A 20,909-nucleotide genomic window follows, 5' to 3' on the forward strand; every position below is an offset into this window, starting at 1 on the left:
GAGGTCTCTGACCTCAATTTCGAAGAAAACCTAAAACAAAAAAAGATATGAAAAAAGTTGTATTGATCCGTCACGGTGAAAGTGTATGGAATTTGGAAAACAGATTTACAGGTTGGACAGATGTTGATTTAACTGAGAATGGTGTTAAAGAAGCAATCAAAGCCGGTAAACTTTTAAAAGAAAAAGGATTTAAATTCGAAAAAGCGTATACTTCATATTTGAAGAGAGCTAATAAAACATTGAATACAATTCTTGATCAAATGGATTTAGATTGGATTCCTGTTGAAAAATCTTGGCGTTTGAACGAAAAGCATTACGGTATGCTTCAAGGCTTGAACAAAGCTGAAACTGCTGAGAAATATGGCGATGAGCAAGTTCTTATCTGGAGACGTAGCTACGATGTTCCTCCAACAGCATTAGCTGCTGACGATCCTCGTTCTCCATATCTTGATCCTCGTTACAAAGACGTAGATAAAAAAGACCTTCCTCTTACAGAAGCTTTGAAAGACACTGTGGAAAGAATACTTCCTTATTGGAATGATACTATTTTCCAAGCGTTGAAAAATCACGATGAGATTATTGTTGCTGCTCACGGTAACAGTCTTCGTGGTATAATCAAACACCTGAAAGGAATTTCTGACGAAGATATCGTATCATTGAATCTTCCAACAGCTGTTCCTTATCTGTTTGAGTTTGATGATAACTTGAAGCTTGTAAATGACGAATTCTTGGGTGATCCGGAAGAAATCAAAGCTTTGATGGATGCTGTAGCCAATCAAGGAAAAAAGAAATAAGGTTATGCTTATATAAAAAAAGAAAGCCATCATTCATTTGAATGATGGCTTTCTTTTTTTAGTAATGCTGCAACTATTTAATTATTATTGAGCTTTTTGATTATTCTGTCTTCAAATAGCTGGATGAGATCATTGTATAGTGGAGGTATTGAGTCTGCCGTCCTATCTATGATAATCGTATCAGGAAGATATCCATATTTAATGATGCTTGTTAAATTTATTTTTGAAGAGTGATTATCTCCCGTGATATAAAAATGGGTATTTTCGTCATCTATCCGGATAGTGTCTGTATCTTTTAGCTTATTATAATCCAGTATTTTGGCTATGGCTTCTTTTATGTATTTATGATCTGATAAATATGTATGTCCTATACTGTCAAAAACAATAGTGCCGGCATAATATTTTTTGAGATAATTCACCCTTTCCATTTGGAGGTTATTGTATCTTTCTATTAACTTTTCCTTTGAGTAGGGGAATTGGTAACTATTCTCAATATTAACGAATTTGTATGTGGGTGTTGTTTGAAATATAGGTCGTTGACTTGTAGCAATAAATGAGAATAAGGATACTCCCATAATAGCATATTTCAGTATCGGATTTATTTCCTTGTATTTGAACTTCGAGAATAAGAAATAGGATAGTAATAGGCTGATAAGGGCTATGTTGTCACTCTGATCAACTACCCTGTTAATAGGTACACCGACTGAGTTTACTGTGTCGATTAATGGCTGTGAGTAGCTGCTTTTCCAGAAAATAAATAAAACGGCAATCACTATATGGACCTGTTTTTTGTATCGAGGCAATAGTGAACTGAAAAAGTATGCAAAGGCAAATAATCCTGCAAAATCAGATAGTTTTCCCGTTAACAATCCAGGAAATGCATACTTTAAATAAAAGTCATTTAAAAGTAGTAACAAAATAGAAAATATAAAAACAGGATGCTTTAGTTTCGACTTCATAACTGTGTAGTGAGGATATATAATTATAGACTTAGATTTAATTTATAAATGCCTCGTAACCTAGGCACTCGTTTTGTTTGGCAAACCGCGTATTCAAGTAATTATCGTAATATTCTTTGGAGTATTTAGCCGCCAGAGCCTTATCTTTTTCGCTACCGTTTAACACGATATTGTGCCAGTGTGTACGGCTCAGCATTAAGGTTGCATAGGCTTTTTGTTCATTGTTTTGTGCTTTCTCGTAGGCTTTCTCGTAATACTCCTGAGCAATAGAAGCTGTCATATACGCACTTCTCCACGGGTCAAGCATCTTTATGTTCCCGTAATAGGCATCGCTTCCACTCCAACTATAAGAAACCATCATCCATGAATTGCCCCAATAAGTTGTGTTGAAAAAGGCATGCCCTAATTTGAGATAAGCATCTGCCGATTTTTTAGGATCACTTCCTTTGGCTGTTTTTTCAAGGTCGAGCAATGTTTTCACAAAACTGGTCTTATTAAACTTGTATGTGAAATCGCGGCTTTCTTGAGAATACAGATTCTTTGGTATAAAAGGGTCTTCATTCAAGTAGTCCTTAAAATAATACGTTGTATCCCAGAAGTCTTGTTTCATGTCGGCAAACGATTCATAGGCAGTTTGTAAATCCCTGTTACGAAATGCGATTGTACCTTTTAAATCTCTGTAAGCATCTACCGGATTGAAGGGTTGATCGCAGATGTACTGCTCGAATTCGCTCTTGTTTGTTTTTTGTAAAAGTGCGATTAATTGGTCCATATCCGATACAGAAGCATTGTAGTCTAGTTGCCTCATAACTCCATAATAATCGGAAGAATATCCCTGTGTATTCCAAAATGCGTCTCCCTCATAACTGCGGTCTTTGTTTGATATGTTCTTTAAAAGACAGTAGGATACAATGTCTCCTTTTTTCTTCAATTCATTTGATAATGCTAGATCCAGCGTGTAAATTATTCTGTTGTAATTATCATAACTGGCTACGTCTTCATTTCGGGAGCTATACATGTTTTCTTTATTTTTGCCGGATACTGCCCGAAGCTGCGATTTCAGCTTATTTATTTCACTGACGTAGTTTTTCTTGAAACTGTCACTTGTTACATCATCTGTTTTGATGGATAACCAAATATTCTCAATAGACTTTTGTAACAATATAGACGGATCGGCTTTCGTCGAGATTGCAGCCAGATACTGTTTAGCATCGGTTCCATTTTCTTCAAGTAAAGATAGATGAGCCAAGGCAATAGCGTAATAATCTTTCTCGTCCTGCTCTTTAGTCTCATTTCTGAGAGTGATTACAAATGCTTTAAGTCTTTTAAGATATTGCAGGTCTGTTTCGAGATTCTGCTTTTTTATTTCGGTTGTTTCTTCGTCATCATCCCAACTATACTGATAGGCTCGTGAGAATGGATTCTCTTCCGATTTTAAGTAAATAGAACTTATTAACCAATCTTCCAGTTTGTTTATTTCGCGCATAACCATAAATGTGAGATACTGACTATTTTTATCCAGATTATGTATGTTCTGTATAGAATCTAAAGTACGTCCCGGATTTTGGATTGATTTGAGTACTATCTCTACGCTCTTTTCCTTATCAGTGAATGTTGCAGGTGTAGGTATGTTGTAATTGTACAATTGCACCGATCTGAGTTTTTTCTCATCGCTATTGTCAAAAACCTGAATGTAATAAAGATTGGCATCGGCTTTCCTATCGAGTCTGTCCAATGACATGGCTTTGAACAATCCTGCCCATACAGACATTAAACTCTTTGGATTAATTGTTTTAAAATAAGTGTCGAATATTTCGGAAGCCTCTTGGTATTCCTCCAATTGCCAGCTTAAACGCACTGCCTGAAATGCATATCGCTCTTTTAAAAATGCAGATTTTACAGTGTTTAGCTTTGCCTTTGCTTCAGCCAGTAATTCGTATTTTTGGGCTATACTTTTATTAGGGGCTTTATTAGGTTCATCTTTCCATTCTTCGAAGTTGGCATCGGTGAAATCATATTCGGTGGATTCTGCTTTCTTGGCAAAAACAAGATAATCGAGTATGTCTTTATGCTTTTTATCGGCAGTAAGATACTTTATTAAGGAGTTGCCCTTATATTCCTTTAATCCCGAATTTTCGAAAGAGCTAATAAACGCAGTCGGATCAGTATTATATTGTATCTCATAAATGTCATCCAAGCTGATATCTTTTGATGTTGCCTTTTGCCATTCGGTAATATTGCGGGTGCGGTCGTTACCCATCGGGTCAGGATTCATATTATAGAATAAGGAAGCCGTAGTGTAAACAAAAGGGTTCATCGATTGCATCCATGGCAATTGTGCTTGAAATGTCATAGGTCGATATTCCCATTCAAATTCCCAATAACCACAGGCTTTTAAATTTCCTTGTGTTATAAATAGGCTAATGAGAAGAGCTAGTGTAAATATTTTTGATTTCATCAGTTGGTATATTATTAGTGTCGCCCCATGCAAAAAATGTAATGCGTGAGTACTTATCTGTTTTTATTTCAGAGAGTAAATATTGGGATAATTCTTGTAACTCTTGTTTGGTGAGGGCTTCAATTCTTATTTCATCCCCCGGGCGGGCAAAGAAATCGCCTATAACCATTTCTTCATTTAGGCGAAACCTGTTTTCTGCAATTTGAGTATATTGTTTATTATTCAAGTAGTTTCCGCAGGTTACATTTCTGATTACTCCTTTGAATTCCTTATTCCGGAAAATTACTCCCCAACTGAATAAGGGTAGAGCAATGTCTGTTTTTATTGGATAACTAACTCCGAATACATATTTCTTGATTTCATCGAGAGTTACTATCGAGTTTTCGATGTCATATTCATTAGCTGCCTGTAAATTGTAGCACATCAATAGAACCCTTTTTACGGGAGGTATGCCTGCCACTGTCGGATTCTTGTATTGCCAAAGACGTAGGGTAGTAGTTATCTCTTTGTCGGGAATGGCAGCTTGCAGCTTTTCGATGAAATAAAAGAATTTATCTTTTGTTCCTTTCGACCAATCACAATCTATCAGAATCTCTGAGTATTTGCCTGCAAAATTTTGAACAGAGAATTGCTCATTGGTTTGCTCTATCCTGTTTTTGATTCTTATAGCCAGTGTATCCAATTGTTCCTTGGATGATTTTTCAAATACATTATTCGAAAAGAATATGGCAGGAGTTATATGCTTACAAGGTAGAGAGTCTTTACTGGCAAATATGGTACTTATTGGTTTGGCTTGTTTTGATCCGGCGTCCCATCCCACATCAAAATAGCGGATATACATGTGATCGGCTGCGGTCTGCTTCCATACATTATTATCCTGAGCATCAAATGTGAAAGTTGTCTTCCAATAACAAAAGGAATTTTGCTCGTCAAGACTCCTTTTTTTTGACGAATTACAACTGACAAGTAGTGTGATAACTAATGTGTATAATAAATATTTCAATGCTATAAATATTTTGTTCAAAGGTATAAAATAAGTAAGATGAACTATTTAATGTCATGCTTAAAAAAATATAACCGATAGTGACTGTTTTCGGTACTTGAGTAATAGAAAGTCTAATGCACTAGATGATTATTTTGTTAGAAATAGTTGATGTTAGTTTTCTTATTATAAATAAAACCAATCATTAATTATACCTTATCAAAGGGTTTGATATCAGAGTTTTGACATTTTGATAGAAAACAATAGAAGAATATTTGTTTTAAATGGCTGGATATCTTCAACAAATCACTAATTTAGATGTTCAATATTACACAGTAAGAAAATATAATATCAAAACTTATAAAATATGAAAATCGGATTTGTTGGTTTAGGCAAGATGGGTGGCAAAATGGTTGAACGCCTATTGAATCATGGACATGAGGTTGTAGTTTATAACTTAACTTCAAAAGAAGTAGATGAGGCTGTAAGCAAAGGTGCCGTAGCTGCTAAAGACTTGACTGACTTAGTTGGAAAATTAGACGGACGTAAATTGGTGTGGTTGATGGTTCCTGCCGGAAAACCAGTAGAAGAAAATATTGCAGAGCTTGTTTCGCTATTAGGCAAAGATGATATTATTGTTGACGGTGGAAACAGCTACTGGAGAGAAACTGTAGAGCGTGGTAAAAAAGTTGCCGAAAAAGGCATTCATTATATAGATTGTGGAACCAGCGGTGGCGTTTGGGGACTTCAAAATGGTTACTGTCTGATGTACGGTGGCGAAAAAGGTGCTTGTGATTTTGCAGAGCCTATTTTCAAATCATTAGCTCCTGAAAACGGATATATCCGTTGCGGAGAAAGTGGTTCGGGACACATGGTGAAAATGGTTCACAATGGTATCGAATACGGAATGATGCAGGCTTATGCCGAAGGTTTCGAAATTATGAAGAAATCTCCATATGATGTAGATTTAGAAAAAATCTCTCGTGTATGGATGCAAGGTTCGGTAGTTCGTTCATGGTTACTTGAATTAATCGGTAACGCATTGGAAGGAAACGAAGACCTGACAGGTATTAAACCTTATGTTTCTGATAGCGGTGAAGGTCGTTGGACTGTACAAACTGCTATTGACTTTGACGTACCTGCTCATGCAATTACCGCATCGTTGTTTACTCGTTTCGAATCAAGAGAAAACGATTCATACGCATATAAATTATTGTCTGCCATGAGAAATCAATTTGGCGGTCACGAGATAAAAAAAGACTAAGGTCTTTAAAGTAGGGGCGTATTGCATACGCTAACTTACATAAGTCTGTTTATTTGAGGGCGTATGCGATACGCCCCTTCTAAAGAAATAAGTTTATGAAAAAAATAAAAGATCAGGTCTTGGTGATTTTTGGTGCGTCGGGTGACTTGACGTATCGAAAATTAGTTCCGGCTCTTTTCGATCTATATAAGCAAAAATCTTTGCCCGATAATTTTGTTGTGCTGGGTGTTGCACGAAGTTCCTTTACTGATACTTCGTTCAGAGAGAAAATGATTGATGGAATACGTCAGTTTGCAATATCGAAAGATGCTGCCGAAAAAGAGATTGACGCTTTTTCTGAAAAGCTGTTTTATCTGTCGATAAATACGGATGATGGAGCTGAATATTCAAAACTTACATCTCGTCTTAAAGGATTTGATGATGAGAAAGGAACAGATGGTAATTACTTGTTCTATTTGTCTACTCCTCCTAACTTGTATCCTTTGATACCGAAGTTTCTGGCTAAAGAGGGCTTGAATGAAAGCAAAGGTAAAATCAGACGTATTGTTATCGAGAAACCGTTTGGTAATGATTTGAAGTCGGCAGTAGAGCTTAATAAAAGTCTATTGAACGATTATGAAGAGCATCAGATCTATCGTATGGATCACTATCTGGGTAAAGAGACAGTGCAAAACTTGCTGGTGACTCGTTTCTCAAATAGTATCTATGAGCCTTTGTGGAATCGGAATTATATTCACCATGTAGAAATTACCGCTGCCGAAAGTATCGGAGTTGAAGGTCGTGGAGGATATTATGATCATTCGGGAGCTATGCGTGATATGATTCAGAATCACTTGTTTCAGTTACTGGCTCTAGTGGCTATGGAACCGCCTACGGTGATTGAATCGGATGCTATCAGAAATGAAAAGCTGAAAGTCTTTCAAACTATGCGTCCATTGAGTCAGCTTGATATTCAAAATAATGTAATAAGAGGTCAATATACGGCAGCAAACGTTAAACGTGTTCCTCAGAAAGGATATAGAGAAGAAACGGGAGTTGATCCCAATTCTCGTACCGAAACCTATGTAGCCATGAAGATGTTTGTTGATAACTGGCGTTGGGGTGGTGTGCCATTTTATCTTCGTACAGGGAAGCGTTTACCTACCCGTGTGTCGGAAATTGTTATCCATTTCAAACCAACTCCACTTAACTTGTTTGTTGACAACAAAGAATATTGCAGCGATGGAAATGTATTGGTAATACGTATACATCCTGATGAGGGTATTTTGTTGAAAACAGGTATGAAAGTTCCGGGAAATGGTTACAGGGTAAAAGAGGTGAATATGGATTTTCACTATTCGCAACTTCAAGATACCTATGTTCCGGGAGCATACGAGCGCTTGTTGCTCGATGCGATGTTGGGTGACTCTACTCTATACACACGTGGCGATGCTTTGGAATTTGCATGGAAGTTTGTTCAACCGATACTCGATTATTGGGAAGCAAATCCGGATGCTCCCTTGTATGGATATCCCTGTGGATCGTGGGGGCCTGCATGTGCCGATGGTTTGATCGAAGGTGAAAATATGACATGGAGATATCCGTGTAAAAATCTGTCAGATGACGGTATATATTGTGAATTATGATTATGGATAAGAAGATTAATATATACAAAGATGTCGAAGCCCTCAGTGAGGGCTTTACGTCGTTATTAAAAGAAGAGTTATCGAAACGTGAGATCGTGAATATTTCACTTTCGGGAGGCTCTACCCCTAAAGCTCTTTTCAATTATTGGGTAGCCAATTACTCTGAGTCTATTGATTGGAACAGAATTGCATTTTTCTGGGGGGATGAGCGTTGTGTACGCCCTACGGACGAAATGAGTAATTTCGGGATGACTAAAAGTTTGTTGTTTGATAAAATTCCGACAATAGACAAAAAGAAGATTCATCGTATACATGGCGAAAATGAGTCTAAAGAAGAAGTACAATGGTATACGTCTATCATGGATAAATACCTGCCTAAAGAAAACAATCTTCCTACTTTTGATATTATGATGCTTGGCATGGGCGATGATGGCCATACGGTATCTATATTTCCCCATCAGATAGAGCTGTGGAATGTGGAGGCTGATTGTGTAACTGCTCAACATCCTGAAACTGGTATGGAGCGTATCAGCTTAACGGGACGTATTGTTAATAATGCCCGTAATGTAGTCTTTTTGGTAACCGGAAAGAATAAGGCTGAGAAGGTAAAGCAAATAGTAGAAGAGCGTGAGGCTTTTGTGGATACTTATCCTGCAGCAAAAGTAAATCCTGTGAATGGAAAACTTTTCTGGATGCTGGATGAAGAGGCTGCAAGTTTGTTATAAGAACATAAATGACCTTAATATCTAATCCATTGCCGATCTGACGGTAATGGATTTTTTTTATTCTAACTTTATCTATAATAAGGTGACAGACCTTTTTATTGCTTTGGCAAGTATAACAAATATAGAATGTTACAACTTCAAAATAGACCAATAAATTTTACTCTTTACTTACTTATCATGGATGATATTATATTTGAGAATGCTAAAATAGCAGCAACAATGAAACTGAAGAATAGTGTCACCTTTGTCACTTTTGTAACCTTTTTTGAGTTTGTTGTTTGATTATTAGTTGTTTAGTCGGGTTTTAAAAGTGTACTGTTTTTGCCACATTTGTCACTTTTTTGTCTAACTAAATGTATCGTATTGCCACCTTCTTGTTTCGCCTTTTAAGAGGTATATAGCTTAAGTAACTATATTGCATTCATTTTAGTACTTGTATTAAAAGGATTTAAGGGATGCAAGTATTTTGTTAATTAACAACTCAATTGTAAAGCCCTTTAAGGCTGAACATTTTTTTTGATTATATTTGTGAAATCGGAAATCAATCATAAAATAATATTCATGAAACAAAAAACACTAAAGACTTGTATTCTTGTTGGTTCGGTGTTTCTCTCTTCACTAATTAGTCCGAACAGTGTGAATGCACAGGACATGATGGGGAAAACAGGACTTATTAAGCTTTGGGCAGGTTTGAAAGAGAAACAACCCGAAGATCAATTGCCGCATGGTAAAGCACCTTTTCAAACTTCGGAAAGAAAAGCAAAGCAAAATATTCCAACTAAGTTAATACCTATTCAGCAAGGTGAGTGGATTATCTCGGATGGTTGGGAGTTGGGTACTTCAACTCAGGTACTTGAATCCAAAGAGTCTATTTTCAGCCCTAATTTCGATACAAAAGACTGGTATAATGCAACTGTCCCCGGAACGGTGCTTACTACACTTGTAGATCAGGGCGAATATCCTGATCCTTACTTCGGGCTTAACAATATGGCTATACCCGATACATTGGCGTATATGAAATGGTGGTATCGTACCTCTTTTGATTCGCCGGTAAATACCGATGGTAAGAGAGTACGTCTTTTATTGAACGGTATAAATTACAGAGCGGAGGTTTTCTTAAACGGAAAGAAACTAGGCAATATAACAGGTGCTTTTATTCGTGGCGAATTTGATGTTACTTCACTTATCAAATCGAGTGGTAAAAATGTACTGGCAATTTTGGTTTCTCCACCCGATAATCCGGGTATATCACACGAGCAATCGATGGTTGCCGGACAAGGATTGAATGGCGGACAATTAAGTTTGGACGGACCTACCTTTGTTGCTTCTATGGGTTGGGACTGGATACCGGGTATTCGTGACCGAAACATGGGTATCTGGCAGGATGTAAGGCTGAAAGTGGGTAGCGATGTTTCTATCGGCGATCCTCAGGTGGTAACTAACCTTCCTTTGCCTGACACAACAAAAGCAACAGTTAAGATTATTGTTCCTGTAAAGAACTTGTCGGATTCTCCGGTGCAAGGAACACTGTCAGCTAAATTTGAAGGCGTAGACATTAAATTACCTTATAGCCTGAAAGCAAAAGAAGAAAAGACTTTAACTTTTGATCCTGCCAATTTTAAGGAACTGAATATCAAGAATCCAAAACTTTGGTGGCCTAATGGATATGGTGCTCCAAATCTGTATAACCTCGAATTGCAGGCAAATGTAGGAGCAACTGCTTCTGATTTGAAAAAACTACGTTTCGGTATTCGTGAACTTTCGTATGAGTTGATGATAAATACTCCTACTAAGGGAGATCACAGAATAGCTTATACGCCTGTGGATGTTGAAATGAATGGTAAACCGATCTTTGATTATGAGAATGTTGTAAAAGTAGGTGACCCGAAATTAAATAGGACTATTCCTACATTGCAGAAAAATATAGATGAGGCTGTTGTTTTCGAGCAACTATCGAATGATGACCCGGTAGGTCAATACTTTGTATTCCGTGTAAATGGTGTTCGCATCTTTATAAAAGGTGGTACATTCGGTATGGATGATGCTATGAAGCGTATCTCTCGTGATAAGTTTATGACTTATTTTCAATTGCACAAGGATGCTAATTTTAACCTGATCCGTAACTGGGTAGGCGAAAATACAGAAGAGTTATTCTACGATATGGCAGATGAATATGGTATGCTTGTTTGGAATGACTTCTGGATTACAACAGATGATACGGTAGAGCCTAACGATTATCAGTTGTTTATGAAAAATGCAACGGATGTTGTACGCCGTTTCAGGACTCACCCATCTATTGCTATTTGGTGCCCACGTAACGAAGGGTATGCTCCTGAAGGAATGGAACCACAATTGGCTAAGATGTTGGCAATGGAAGATCCTACACGTCATTACCATGGAAACTCTCGTTTCTTGAATGCAGTAAATAGTGGACCTTACGGATTCTTTAAAGATCAGTCGCGTTACTTCACGGAAACTGCTGAAGGGTTCAATACCGAGTTTGGAGCTCAGGCAATACCTACAGCGAATACAATCCGTAAGTTTATAGCTCCCGAAGATCAGTGGCCAATTAATGATGTATGGGCTTATCATGATTTACACCATACAACTCACTTCTTCGAAGACTTTATGGCAGCTGTAAATAGCTATGGTAAGGCCAATAGCATGGAAGATTTTTCTAAGAAATCTCAGATGGTAACTTATGATACTTGGCGAGCTATGATTGAGGCATGGAACAGTCGTATGTGGGACAATACAACGGGGCTTATCATGTGGATGAGTCATCCGGCATGGCCTAGTATGACTTGGCAGACTTATACGTATGATTACGAAACTCCGGGTTCATATTTCGGAGCTAAAAAAGCACAAGAGCCTGTACATATTCAGATGAATCTGCCTGATAATAAGGTGGTGATTGTTAACTCTACTCGTGAGGCTTATAAAAATATGACAGTAAATGTTCGTTACTTCCATATAACTGGTAAGGAGTATTTCAATAAGACTGCTAAATTTGATGTTCCTGCCAATGGAAAGGTGGATTGCTTTATTCCTGAGCTTCCGACTAAAGATGTGCCTAAATATACTTTGGTTCGTCTTGAATTGAAAGATAGTAAAGGGAATATTGTTTCTATCAACGACTATTGGAAAAACTGGGGTAATATACAATCCAATCAGGCATTGAATGCATTGGGTAAACCTGAGTTGAAGTTGACGTTGAAAAAGGCTGTAGGTTCTAAATTTATCTATGAATTAGAAAATACTTCATCGGAGTTTGCTGTAGCGGTTAAATTGAATGCTAAAAGTACAATAACCGGTGAGATTATTCTTCCTGCTTATTTTTCGGATGGTTATATGAATCTACTACCCGGAGAAAAACGTAAGGTTGAATTGACATTGCCTGATATGACTCCTGCTAACTTTAAAGTAATAGCCGAAGGATATAACTTTGATTCGGTAGAGTTGTAAGAGTTCTCTAATGTCTTTAATTATATAATAACAAAAGGTCAGGAGTTTTCCTGACCTTTTGTTATATAAAGTATATAATAGTAGCGTTAAATATTTAAATCGATATTTCATCAGTATAACTGCCTCTAGTTGTTATACTTGCCAAAGCAATAAAAAGGTATGTGACCTTAGTTTGTGGCTTATTCGTTTTATTTTATTTCAACAACTCTGCTGCCATTTTCTATCTCTTTAACTGTAACATGTACAGTGTCATGAGGAAGGAGTGATTCTATCCTTTCGGGCCATTCTATAAAGCAAAGAGAGCCGCTAAAAAAATAATCTTCGTACCCGAAGTCGAAAGCTTCTTCTTCTTTATTTATTCTGTAAAAATCAAAGTGATAAATTAGCTCGCCCGAGTCTGACCTGTATTCATTTACTATAGCAAAAGTAGGGCTGTTTATTACGTCATCCACTCCGAGCTTTTCGCAAATAGCTTTGATGAAAGTAGTTTTTCCCGCTCCCATTTCTCCGTGAAATGCGAAGACCGTATTGTCGCCCATCTGCTTAATGAATTCAGAAGCAGCATTAGCAATGGTGTCCAGCGATTTTATTTCTATAGTTGTCATGATCTTTATATTTGTGATTCTTGTATTCTTTTAAGTAAGAGAAACTGTTTAATGGTGTATTTTAAGCTCTAACTATTAATTGTTATTTCGGATTAAGAGTGACTAATGGTAGTAGCATCTCTTCTATTGAGATTCCTCCATGCTGGAAAGTATCCGCATAATAAGAAGTGTAATGATTATAGTTGTTCGGGTAAGCAAAGAAGTCTTCATTAAGAGCAAATATATATTTACTGCTTAAGTTGGGTGAAGGCAGACCTATCTGTGATGGGTTTCTGCTCTCGTATACTTTTTTGTAATCGTAATCTAGATTTTTGCCTACTTTATATCTTAAATTCGTATTTGTAGCTTTGTCTCCTATAACCTTTAAGGGATTCTTTACCCTGATTGTTCCATGGTCGGTTGTAAGGACAATACTGTATCCCATATTTGCAATATGCTTGAATAGGTCGCTAATGCTCGAATGTTTGAACCATGATCGGGTAAGTGATCGGTAGGCAGCCTCATTTGCCGCTAATTCACGTATCATCTGCGAGTCGGTTCTTGCATGCGAAAGCATATCTACAAAATTAATGACAATAACATTCAGTTGGTTATTGCTAAGTGAATTTAGATTTTGTACAAATTTGCTGCCGTATGCCGAAGTGTGTACCTTATTATAAGAAAATGAATAGTTCTTTCTGAACCTGTCTATTTGAGTTTGTATCAATAGATCTTCATTCAGATTCTTGCCTTCGTCTTCTATTTCTTCTACCCAAAGATTCGGATACATTTCTGATATCTGCAAAGGCATCAATCCTGAGAAGATAGCATTACGCGAATATTGTGTGGCAGTCGGTAGTATCGAAAGATACATGTCTTCATCAAAAGTAAAATCGGGAGCAAGCATGTCTTTTATTGCTGCCCATTGATCTAAACGAAAATTATCTATAAGAATGAAGAATAGTTTCTCGCCATTATCTAATCGCGGGAATATTTTTTTCTTAAATAGATCGGGGCTAATAATAGGTCTGTTATCCGGATTTTGAATCCATGAAACATAATTTTTCTTGATGAATTTACAAAAAGAATTATTGGCATCTTGCTTTTGTGCCACAATAAGTTCAAGTAAAGGATTTTGGGTTGCAGTAAGTTCCATCTCCCAGAATACGAGTTTTTTATATACCTCTACCCATTCTTCGAAAGTATAAGAATCTCCAATCTGCATACCTATCTTGTTGAACTCTTCACGATAACCCTCTACTGTTGCTTCGGTTACAATATCGTGTTTATGTAAGTTCTTCTTTATGGACGATAGTATTTGGTTGGGGTTAACAGGCTTAATTAAATAATCTGCTATTTTTTTTCCTATAGCATCGGTCATAATACCCTCGTCCTCACTCTTGGTGATCATAATTACGGGTATGTTGGGGTCTATTTCTTTGATTTTGGTCAAGGTTTGTAAGCCTGTAAGTCCAGGCATGTTTTCATCCAGAAATACAAGGTTGAATTGTTCTTCTTTACAGCAATCAAGAGCATCTTGTCCGCTATTGACTGTTACGATCTCATAGCCTTTATCTTCTAAGAAAAGTACATGAGGACGAAGTAATTCAATTTCATCATCAGCCCAAAGTATGCGATATTTTTTCATATAATCATCAATTATCTATTCTTATGTTTTAGTGCGCTTTTTTCTATTAAATAAAATAAAAAAAGAAATTAATCAGCCTAAAGCAATAAAAATATCTGTGACCTCAAAGTTAAGTATTTCTATATAACAAGAGTGTAATTGTGTGAGCTTAAATTATATCAATAGTTTTTTATTCGAATAAAAAATGAAAATAGTAAGGTGTTTTTTTTGATATGTGCCTGATTTATTGTATTTTTGCACCTCAAATTACGAGGAAGTGGATAGTCTTCATGTGGTATTCTTTTGATACACACTTGATTGGCTATTTGTTCTTGTCGTATTTGTAATGTAGTTTAACCAAATAAAAATTGAATTTTTTAAGTTCTAAAAGTTAAAAGAAATGCCTACAATTCAACAATTAGTAAGAAAAGGACGGGCTGTTTTGGTTGAGAAGAGCAAGTCTCCAGCATTGGATTCTTGTCCTCAGAGAAGAGGTGTTTGTGTACGTGTGTATACAACAACTCCTAAAAAACCAAACTCGGCTATGCGTAAAGTAGCACGTGTGCGTTTAACAAACGGTAAAGAGGTGAATGCTTATATTCCTGGAGAAGGACATAACTTGCAAGAGCACTCTATTGTACTTGTTAGAGGTGGTCGTGTTAAAGATCTTCCAGGGGTACGTTATCACATTGTTCGTGGAACATTGGATACTGCCGGCGTGAATGGTCGTACGCAAAGACGCTCTAAATACGGAGCTAAGAGACCTAAAGCAGGAAAAGCGGCACCAGCAGCACCAGCTAAGGGAGGAAAGAAAAAATAATTTTTCGTTCCGATAATCGACATTTTTAATTAATTCAAGTATTAAAGTGTTTTTTAGTTTATTGGGTAGGCTACTATAAGGTTGAGTAAATGGTTCGGCGGAACCGTTGAAGACAGGGAGATCGGCAACCAAAAACAAGAACAAAATTTTTAAACAAAAATGAGAAAAGCAAAACCAAAGAAAAGACAGGTACTTCCAGATCCTGTTTTCGGTGATGTAAAAGTTACAAAATTCGTAAATCACTTGATGTACGATGGTAAAAAAAGTACTTCTTACAGTATTTTTTATACTGCATTAGAAGTGGTTAAAAACAAACTTCCTAACGAAGAAAAGAGCTCTTTGGAAATTTGGAAAGCAGCTCTAGATAATGTGACTCCTCAGGTAGAAGTGAAGTCTCGCCGTGTAGGTGGTGCAACATTTCAAGTGCCAACAGAGATTCGTGCAGATCGCAAAGAATCTGTATCTATGAAAAATCTTATCCTTTATGCTCGCAAGAGAGGTGGTAAAACTATGGCTGATAAGCTAGCTGCAGAGATTGTAGATGCTTTCAATAACCAAGGTGGATCATATAAAAGAAAAGAAGATATGCATAGAATGGCTGAAGCTAACCGTGCATTTGCTCACTTCAGATTTTAATTAAGGAGATAAATTATACAATGGCAAAAGTTTTAGATAACTTAAATAATACCCGAAATATCGGGATCATGGCTCACATTGATGCTGGTAAAACTACCACATCAGAACGTATTCTTTTCTATACAGGACTAACTCACAAGATTGGTGAAACTCATGATGGTACAGCCACTATGGACTGGATGGATCAGGAGCAAGAGCGTGGTATTACTATCACATCTGCTGCTACTACCACTCAATGGAAGTATGACAATGAGATGTATAAGATAAACTTGATTGATACTCCGGGACACGTTGACTTTACTGTAGAGGTAGAGCGTTCATTGCGTGTGTTGGATGGAGCAATCGCTACATTTGATGCAGTATCAGGTGTTGAGCCTCAATCAGAAACAGTTTGGCGTCAAGCTGATAAATATGAAGTTCCACGTATTTGTTATGTGAACAAAATGGACCGTTCAGGTGCAAACTTCTTTGAAGTTGTTCGCCAAATTCGTGAGATGCTAGGAGCTAATCCGTGTCCTATTCAAGTACCGGTAGGTGCTGAAGAGAAATTCACAGGTATTGTGGATCTAGTGACTATGAAATCTTATTTCTGGCATGATGAGACTATGGGAGCAGATTATCATGTGGAAGAAATTCCTGCTGATCTGTTAGCTGAAGCTCAAGAATGGAGAGAGAAAATGTTAGAATCAATCGCAGAATGTGATGATGTTTTGATGGAGAAATTCTTTGATGATCCTTCTACTATAACAGAAGATGAAATCAGAGTAGCTATCCGAAAAGGAACATTGGCTATGCAGATTACTCCAATGTTGTGTGGTTCTTCTTTCAAAAATAAAGGAGTTCAGCCATTGTTGGATTCTGTTTGTGCATACTTGCCAAGTCCGATGGATACTCCTGCAATTGAAGGTGTAGATCCAGAAGATTCTGAAAAAGTAATTGTACGTCATCCAAGTCCGGACGAACCATTTTGTGCTTTGGCATTTAAAATTGCTACAGACCCATTCGTAGGTCGTCTTTGTTTCTTCCGTGTTTATTCAGGGGAATTACATGCCGGTTCTTATGTATACAATACACGTTCAGGTAAAAAAGAACGTATCTCACGTTTGTTCCAGATGCACTCAAACAAACAAAACCCTAAAGAGGTGATTGGTTGTGGTGATATTGGTGCAGGTGTAGGTTTTAAAGATATTCGTACCGGAGATACTCTTTGTGACGAAAATCATCCTATCACACTTGAGGCAATGGATTTCCCAGATCCAGTAATCGGTATCTCTATTGAGCCTAAAACTCAAAAAGATGTTGATAAATTGGCTAATGGTTTAGCTAAACTATCTGAAGAAGATCCAACATTCCGTGTGCATACAGACGAAGATTCAGGTCAAACTATCATCGAAGGTATGGGCGAGCTTCACCTAGATGTTCTTATTGAGCGTTTGAAACGTGAGTTTAAAGTAGAATGTAACCAAGGACGCCCTCAGGTGTCTTATAAAGAGGCAATTACTGAAACAGTTGAGCTTCGCGAAGTTTATAAGAAACAATCAGGAGGTCGTGGTAAATTTGCTGATATCATTGTTAAAGTGGGGCCTGCTGATGCAGACTTCGAAGGTTCTCTTCAATTTGTTGATGAGGTGAAAGGTGGTAATATTCCTAAGGAATTTGTGCCTTCGGTTCAAAAAGGATTTTTGAACTCTATGAAGAATGGTGTTTTGGCTGGTTTTGCTTTAGATAAAATGAAAGTTACTTTGGTTGACGGATCATTCCACCCTGTGGATTCGGATCAGTTGTCATTTGAGCTTTGTGCTAGATTTGCATTTAAGTCGGCATCAGAAAAAGCTCGTCCTGTATTACTTGAGCCAATCATGAAACTTGAGGTGGTAACACCAGAGGAAAGCATGGGTGATGTAATCGGTGACTTGAACAAACGTCGTGGACAGGTAGAAGGAATGGAATCAAGCCGTTCTGGAGCTCGTATTGTTAAGGCAAAAGTTCCATTAGCTGAAATGTTCGGCTATGTAACTTCATTGAGAACGATTACTTCGGGTCGTGCAACATCAGCAATGGTGTTTGATCACTACGCAGAAGTGTCTTCTTCGATCGCTAAACAAGTCTTGACTGAATGTCAAGGTCGAGTAGATCTTATTAAATAAGAAAAACTGTTTTGCAAACTGTGGTTAGTAAATGACTCTTAATCACGGTTTGCATTACTATATAAAAACAACCCTTAATTTAAAAGACTGAAATGAGTCAAAAAATTAGAATCAAACTGAAATCTTACGATTACAACCTGGTTGACAAATCAGCTGAGAAAATCGTGAAGACAGTTAAAGCTACGGGTGCTGTGGTTAGTGGACCAATTCCATTGCCTACTCACAAACGTATTTTTACTGTTAACCGTTCGACTTTCGTTAACAAAAAGTCACGCGAACAATTCGAGCTATCTTCTTATAAGAGATTGATCGACATCTATAGCTCAACAGCTAAAACTGTAGATGCTTTGATGAAACTTGAATTACCAAGTGGTGTAGAAGTAGAAATTAAAGTTTGATAAACACGTAAATCAATTAAAGAAATGCCAGGATTATTAGGAAAAAAAATCGGAATGACATCCGTTTTCAGTGCCGAGGGAAAGAATGTTCCATGCACTGTTATCGAAGTGGGTCCTTGTGTTGTTACTCAAGTGAAAACTGTAGAAAATGACGGTTATGAAGCTGTTCAGATCGGTTTTGTTGATGCTAAAGATAAGCATACAAGCAAGCCTCTACAAGGTCACTTTAAAAAAGCAGGAGTAGCACCCAAAAGACACTTGGCCGAGTTCAAGTATGAAGAGAAATACAATCTAGGAGACGTTATTACTGTAGACGGAATGTTTTCGTTGGATGATCCTTATTTGGATATAACGGGAGTGTCTAAAGGTAAAGGTTTTCAGGGGGTTGTTAAACGCCACGGCTTTGCTGGGGTTGGTCAGGCTACATTAGGACAACATAATCGTCTGCGTGCACCAGGTTCTATCGGAGCTTGTTCTTATCCAGCTAAGGTATTCAAAGGAACAAGAATGGGTGGACAAATGGGTAACAAGCAAGTTACTGTACAAAATCTCGTGCTTATTAAGATAATTCCGGAACATAACCTTTTATTAATCAAAGGTTCTATCCCGGGTAGTAAAGGTTCAATCGTTAGAATAGAAAGATAATGGAGCTTAGTGTATTAAATATAAACGGTAAAGATACCGGCAAGAAAGTATCGTTGGACGATGCTATCTATGGAATTGAGCCTAACGACCATGTTCTTTGGTTAGATGTAAAGCAGTATTTGGCTAATCAACGTCAAGGTACTCATAAGTCTAAAGAAAGAAGTGAATTGTCGGGTAGTACACGTAAACTGATCAAACAAAAAGGTGGAGGTGGAGCTCGTCGTGGCGATATCAAATCTCCTCTATTGGTTGGGGGTGCTCGTGTTTTTGGGCCAAAACCAAGAGATTATAGCTTTAAATTGAACAAGAAAGTGAAAGTTCTTGCTCGTAAATCAGCATTGGCATACAAAGCAATAGGGAATCAAATCGTAGTAGTCGAGGATTTCAATTTCGAAACTCCAAAAACAAAAGATTTTATTGCTTTGACTAATAGTTTGCAAGTGGCTGATAAAAAGGTAGTTTTGGTTTTGTCGGATCAAAATAAAAACGTATATTTGTCGGCTCGTAATTTAGAGCGAGTTAAAGTTGTAACTGCTTCTGAGATAAATGCTTATACTATATTGAACTGTACTAGTTTGATATTGGCAGAATCTTCGATTGCGGTAATTGATAAACTTTTAAAAGCATAAGGAGGTAAAAAATGGGTATTTTAATTAAACCAATTCTAACAGAAAAACAAACAGCGATCTCTGAGAAATTTCCGAATCGTTATGGTTTTCGTGTTGCTCCTAGTGCAAATAAGGTGGAAATCAAAAATGCAATAGAGCAAATTTACGGAGTGAAAGTAGATGTTGTGAACACAATGAACTATGCCGGGAAACGCAAAAGCCGTTTTACTAAAGCTGGTGTAGTTAGTGGAAAAACTCCTGCTTACAAGAAAGCAATCGTAACCTTGAAAGAAGGTGAAGTAATAGACTTTTTTAGTAATATCTAAGATAAAAAATGGCAGTACGTAAATTAAAGCCCACAACACCGGGGCAAAGACACAAAATTATTGGTACATTCGAAGAAATCACTGCAAGTGTACCAGAGAAATCTCTTGTAGTCGGAAAGAAAATTTCGGGTGGTCGTAACAATACTGGGAAAATGACAGTTCGCAACGTAGGTGGCGGTCATAAAAGAAAGTACAGACTAATCGATTTCAAGAGAACAAAAGACGGAGTACCTGCTACAGTGGCAACAATTGAATACGACCCGAATCGTTCGGCTCGTATTGCTTTGTTACATTACGCAGACGGAGCAAAAGCTTATATGATTGCTCCTAATGGCCTGCAGGTAGGTCAAACAGTGATGTCAGGTGCTAATGCAGCGCCTGAGGTAGGAAATGCTTTGCCTTTGGCAAATATTCCTATTGGTACAGTAGTACATAATTTAGAATTACGCCCAGGACAAGGAGCAAAATTAGTTCGTTCGGCAGGAGGATTTGCACAGTTAACTTCTCGCGAAGGAGACTATGCTATCGTTAGAATGCCTTCTGGTGAAACACGTAAAATACTTTCAGCTTGTAAAGCAACTGTAGGTAGTGTTGGTAACTCTGATCATGCACTTGAAAAATCAGGTAAAGCTGGTCGCTCTAGATGGCTTGGAAATCGTCCTCGTGTTAGAGGTGTAGTAATGAACCCTGTCGATCACCCCATGGGTGGTGGTGAAGGTCGTGCTTCAGGAGGACACCCAAGATCACGTAAAGGATTGTATTCTAAAGGTCTTAAAACAAGAGCTCCAAAGAAACATTCTTCTAAGTATATAATTGAAAGAAGAAAGAAGTAACCTGATTTAATTT

Annotated in this window: 18 protein-coding genes; 13 read left to right on the plus strand and 5 right to left on the minus strand. The window is 37.4% G+C overall.

Annotated features, from left to right (window positions below):
• The first annotated feature begins 47 nt into the window (after window positions 1-47).
• Complete coding sequence (gpmA, locus tag G7051_RS09620) at window positions 48-794, plus strand: 2,3-diphosphoglycerate-dependent phosphoglycerate mutase (RefSeq protein ID WP_166199915.1); 747 nt, start codon at window positions 48-50, stop codon at window positions 792-794.
• 77 nt (window positions 795-871) lie between these two features.
• Here the strand turns inward: gpmA and G7051_RS09625 are convergent, their stop codons facing one another.
• From G7051_RS09625 to G7051_RS09635, 3 genes are read right to left on the minus strand one after another with little or no spacing between them, the layout of a single operon-like run.
• Window positions 872-1,753 carry a hypothetical protein gene (locus tag G7051_RS09625; protein WP_166114357.1) on the minus strand — a complete coding sequence of 294 codons (882 nt, stop codon included), beginning with the start codon at window positions 1,751-1,753 and terminating at the stop codon, window positions 872-874.
• Between the two features lie 37 nt (window positions 1,754-1,790).
• The gene (locus G7051_RS09630; RefSeq protein WP_166199917.1) at window positions 1,791-4,211 is read right to left on the minus strand and encodes a hypothetical protein; all 2,421 of its coding nucleotides are present in this window, start codon (window positions 4,209-4,211) and stop codon (window positions 1,791-1,793) included.
• Window positions 4,174-5,214 (minus strand): hypothetical protein, encoded by a 1,041-nt coding sequence (locus G7051_RS09635; protein WP_166199919.1) that lies wholly within the window; start codon window positions 5,212-5,214, stop codon window positions 4,174-4,176. Before G7051_RS09635 ends, G7051_RS09630 begins: the two co-directional genes overlap by 38 nt.
• 346 nt (window positions 5,215-5,560) lie before the next feature.
• On the opposite strand from G7051_RS09635, the gene gnd reads away from it, so the two are divergent.
• The 4 genes from gnd (at window position 5,561) to G7051_RS09655 (ending at window position 12,272) form a co-directional block, all read left to right on the plus strand.
• Window positions 5,561-6,457 carry a phosphogluconate dehydrogenase (NAD(+)-dependent, decarboxylating) gene (gene gnd, locus G7051_RS09640; RefSeq protein ID WP_166199921.1) on the plus strand — a complete coding sequence of 299 codons (897 nt, stop codon included), beginning with the start codon at window positions 5,561-5,563 and terminating at the stop codon, window positions 6,455-6,457.
• Between the two features lie 95 nt (window positions 6,458-6,552).
• Window positions 6,553-8,082: a glucose-6-phosphate dehydrogenase gene (gene zwf, locus G7051_RS09645; RefSeq protein WP_166199923.1), complete on the plus strand. Its 1,530-nt coding sequence runs from the start codon at window positions 6,553-6,555 to the stop codon at window positions 8,080-8,082.
• 2 nt (window positions 8,083-8,084) lie between these two features.
• Window positions 8,085-8,807, plus strand: coding sequence for a 6-phosphogluconolactonase (pgl, locus tag G7051_RS09650; RefSeq protein WP_255493172.1), 723 nt, complete (start codon window positions 8,085-8,087; stop codon window positions 8,805-8,807).
• A gap of 561 nt (window positions 8,808-9,368) precedes the next feature.
• On the plus strand, window positions 9,369-12,272 hold the full coding sequence (locus G7051_RS09655; protein WP_255493173.1) for a glycoside hydrolase family 2 protein: 2,904 nt from the start codon (window positions 9,369-9,371) through the stop codon (window positions 12,270-12,272).
• Window positions 12,273-12,460: 188 nt separating this feature from the next.
• Here the strand turns inward: G7051_RS09655 and tsaE are convergent, their stop codons facing one another.
• Both tsaE and G7051_RS09665 read right to left on the minus strand, forming a co-directional pair.
• Window positions 12,461-12,877, minus strand: a complete 417-nt coding sequence (tsaE, locus tag G7051_RS09660; RefSeq protein WP_166199925.1) for a tRNA (adenosine(37)-N6)-threonylcarbamoyltransferase complex ATPase subunit type 1 TsaE — start codon at window positions 12,875-12,877, stop codon at window positions 12,461-12,463.
• 82 nt (window positions 12,878-12,959) lie between these two features.
• On the minus strand, window positions 12,960-14,504 hold the full coding sequence (locus G7051_RS09665; RefSeq protein ID WP_166199927.1) for a bifunctional response regulator/alkaline phosphatase family protein: 1,545 nt from the start codon (window positions 14,502-14,504) through the stop codon (window positions 12,960-12,962).
• A 379-nt stretch (window positions 14,505-14,883) separates the two neighbouring features.
• Here G7051_RS09665 and rpsL point away from each other — a divergent pair, with 379 nt between their 5' ends.
• From rpsL to rplB, 8 genes are all read left to right on the plus strand, one after another.
• A complete protein-coding gene (rpsL, locus tag G7051_RS09670) occupies window positions 14,884-15,303 on the plus strand; it encodes a 30S ribosomal protein S12 (RefSeq protein WP_166114384.1) in 420 nt (139 codons plus the stop codon).
• A gap of 159 nt (window positions 15,304-15,462) precedes the next feature.
• Entirely contained in the window at window positions 15,463-15,939 is a 477-nt protein-coding gene (gene rpsG, locus G7051_RS09675) for a 30S ribosomal protein S7 (protein ID WP_166114387.1), read from the plus strand.
• A gap of 20 nt (window positions 15,940-15,959) precedes the next feature.
• Window positions 15,960-18,086, plus strand: a complete 2,127-nt coding sequence (gene fusA, locus G7051_RS09680; protein ID WP_166199929.1) for an elongation factor G — start codon at window positions 15,960-15,962, stop codon at window positions 18,084-18,086.
• 92 nt (window positions 18,087-18,178) lie between these two features.
• Complete coding sequence (gene rpsJ, locus G7051_RS09685; protein WP_026626968.1) at window positions 18,179-18,484, plus strand: 30S ribosomal protein S10; 306 nt, start codon at window positions 18,179-18,181, stop codon at window positions 18,482-18,484.
• Window positions 18,485-18,508: 24 nt separating this feature from the next.
• Window positions 18,509-19,129 carry a 50S ribosomal protein L3 gene (gene rplC, locus G7051_RS09690; RefSeq protein WP_166114393.1) on the plus strand — a complete coding sequence of 207 codons (621 nt, stop codon included), beginning with the start codon at window positions 18,509-18,511 and terminating at the stop codon, window positions 19,127-19,129.
• Window positions 19,129-19,758 (plus strand): 50S ribosomal protein L4, encoded by a 630-nt coding sequence (rplD, locus tag G7051_RS09695; RefSeq protein WP_166114397.1) that lies wholly within the window; start codon window positions 19,129-19,131, stop codon window positions 19,756-19,758. The genes rplC and rplD overlap by 1 nt, the downstream gene beginning before the upstream one ends.
• 11 nt (window positions 19,759-19,769) lie before the next feature.
• Window positions 19,770-20,063, plus strand: coding sequence for a 50S ribosomal protein L23 (gene rplW / locus G7051_RS09700; RefSeq protein WP_166114400.1), 294 nt, complete (start codon window positions 19,770-19,772; stop codon window positions 20,061-20,063).
• Window positions 20,064-20,071: 8 nt separating this feature from the next.
• Window positions 20,072-20,896 (plus strand): 50S ribosomal protein L2, encoded by an 825-nt coding sequence (gene rplB / locus G7051_RS09705; RefSeq protein WP_166114403.1) that lies wholly within the window; start codon window positions 20,072-20,074, stop codon window positions 20,894-20,896.
• Window positions 20,897-20,909: the final 13 nt, after the last annotated feature.

The organism is Dysgonomonas sp. HDW5B, assembly GCF_011299335.1.
Taxonomy (GTDB): Bacteria; Bacteroidota; Bacteroidia; order Bacteroidales; family Dysgonomonadaceae; genus Dysgonomonas_A.

Bases quoted from the DNA above. Each gene is read 5' to 3' on its own strand.
- gpmA (WP_166199915.1), top strand. From the start codon at position 48: ATGAAAAAAGTTGTATTGATCCGTCACGGTGAAAGTGTATGGAATTTG.
- G7051_RS09625 (WP_166114357.1), bottom strand. From the start codon at position 1,753: ATGAAGTCGAAACTAAAGCATCCTGTTTTTATATTTTCTATTTTGTTA.
- G7051_RS09630 (WP_166199917.1), bottom strand. From the start codon at position 4,211: ATGAAATCAAAAATATTTACACTAGCTCTTCTCATTAGCCTATTTATA.
- gnd (WP_166199921.1), top strand. From the start codon at position 5,561: ATGAAAATCGGATTTGTTGGTTTAGGCAAGATGGGTGGCAAAATGGTT.
- zwf (WP_166199923.1), top strand. From the start codon at position 6,553: ATGAAAAAAATAAAAGATCAGGTCTTGGTGATTTTTGGTGCGTCGGGT.
- pgl (WP_255493172.1), top strand. From the start codon at position 8,085: ATGGATAAGAAGATTAATATATACAAAGATGTCGAAGCCCTCAGTGAG.
- G7051_RS09655 (WP_255493173.1), top strand. From the start codon at position 9,369: ATGAAACAAAAAACACTAAAGACTTGTATTCTTGTTGGTTCGGTGTTT.
- tsaE (WP_166199925.1), bottom strand. From the start codon at position 12,877: ATGACAACTATAGAAATAAAATCGCTGGACACCATTGCTAATGCTGCT.
- G7051_RS09665 (WP_166199927.1), bottom strand. From the start codon at position 14,504: ATGAAAAAATATCGCATACTTTGGGCTGATGATGAAATTGAATTACTT.
- rpsL (WP_166114384.1), top strand. From the start codon at position 14,884: ATGCCTACAATTCAACAATTAGTAAGAAAAGGACGGGCTGTTTTGGTT.
- rpsG (WP_166114387.1), top strand. From the start codon at position 15,463: ATGAGAAAAGCAAAACCAAAGAAAAGACAGGTACTTCCAGATCCTGTT.
- fusA (WP_166199929.1), top strand. From the start codon at position 15,960: ATGGCAAAAGTTTTAGATAACTTAAATAATACCCGAAATATCGGGATC.
- rpsJ (WP_026626968.1), top strand. From the start codon at position 18,179: ATGAGTCAAAAAATTAGAATCAAACTGAAATCTTACGATTACAACCTG.
- rplC (WP_166114393.1), top strand. From the start codon at position 18,509: ATGCCAGGATTATTAGGAAAAAAAATCGGAATGACATCCGTTTTCAGT.
- rplD (WP_166114397.1), top strand. From the start codon at position 19,129: ATGGAGCTTAGTGTATTAAATATAAACGGTAAAGATACCGGCAAGAAA.
- rplW (WP_166114400.1), top strand. From the start codon at position 19,770: ATGGGTATTTTAATTAAACCAATTCTAACAGAAAAACAAACAGCGATC.
- rplB (WP_166114403.1), top strand. From the start codon at position 20,072: ATGGCAGTACGTAAATTAAAGCCCACAACACCGGGGCAAAGACACAAA.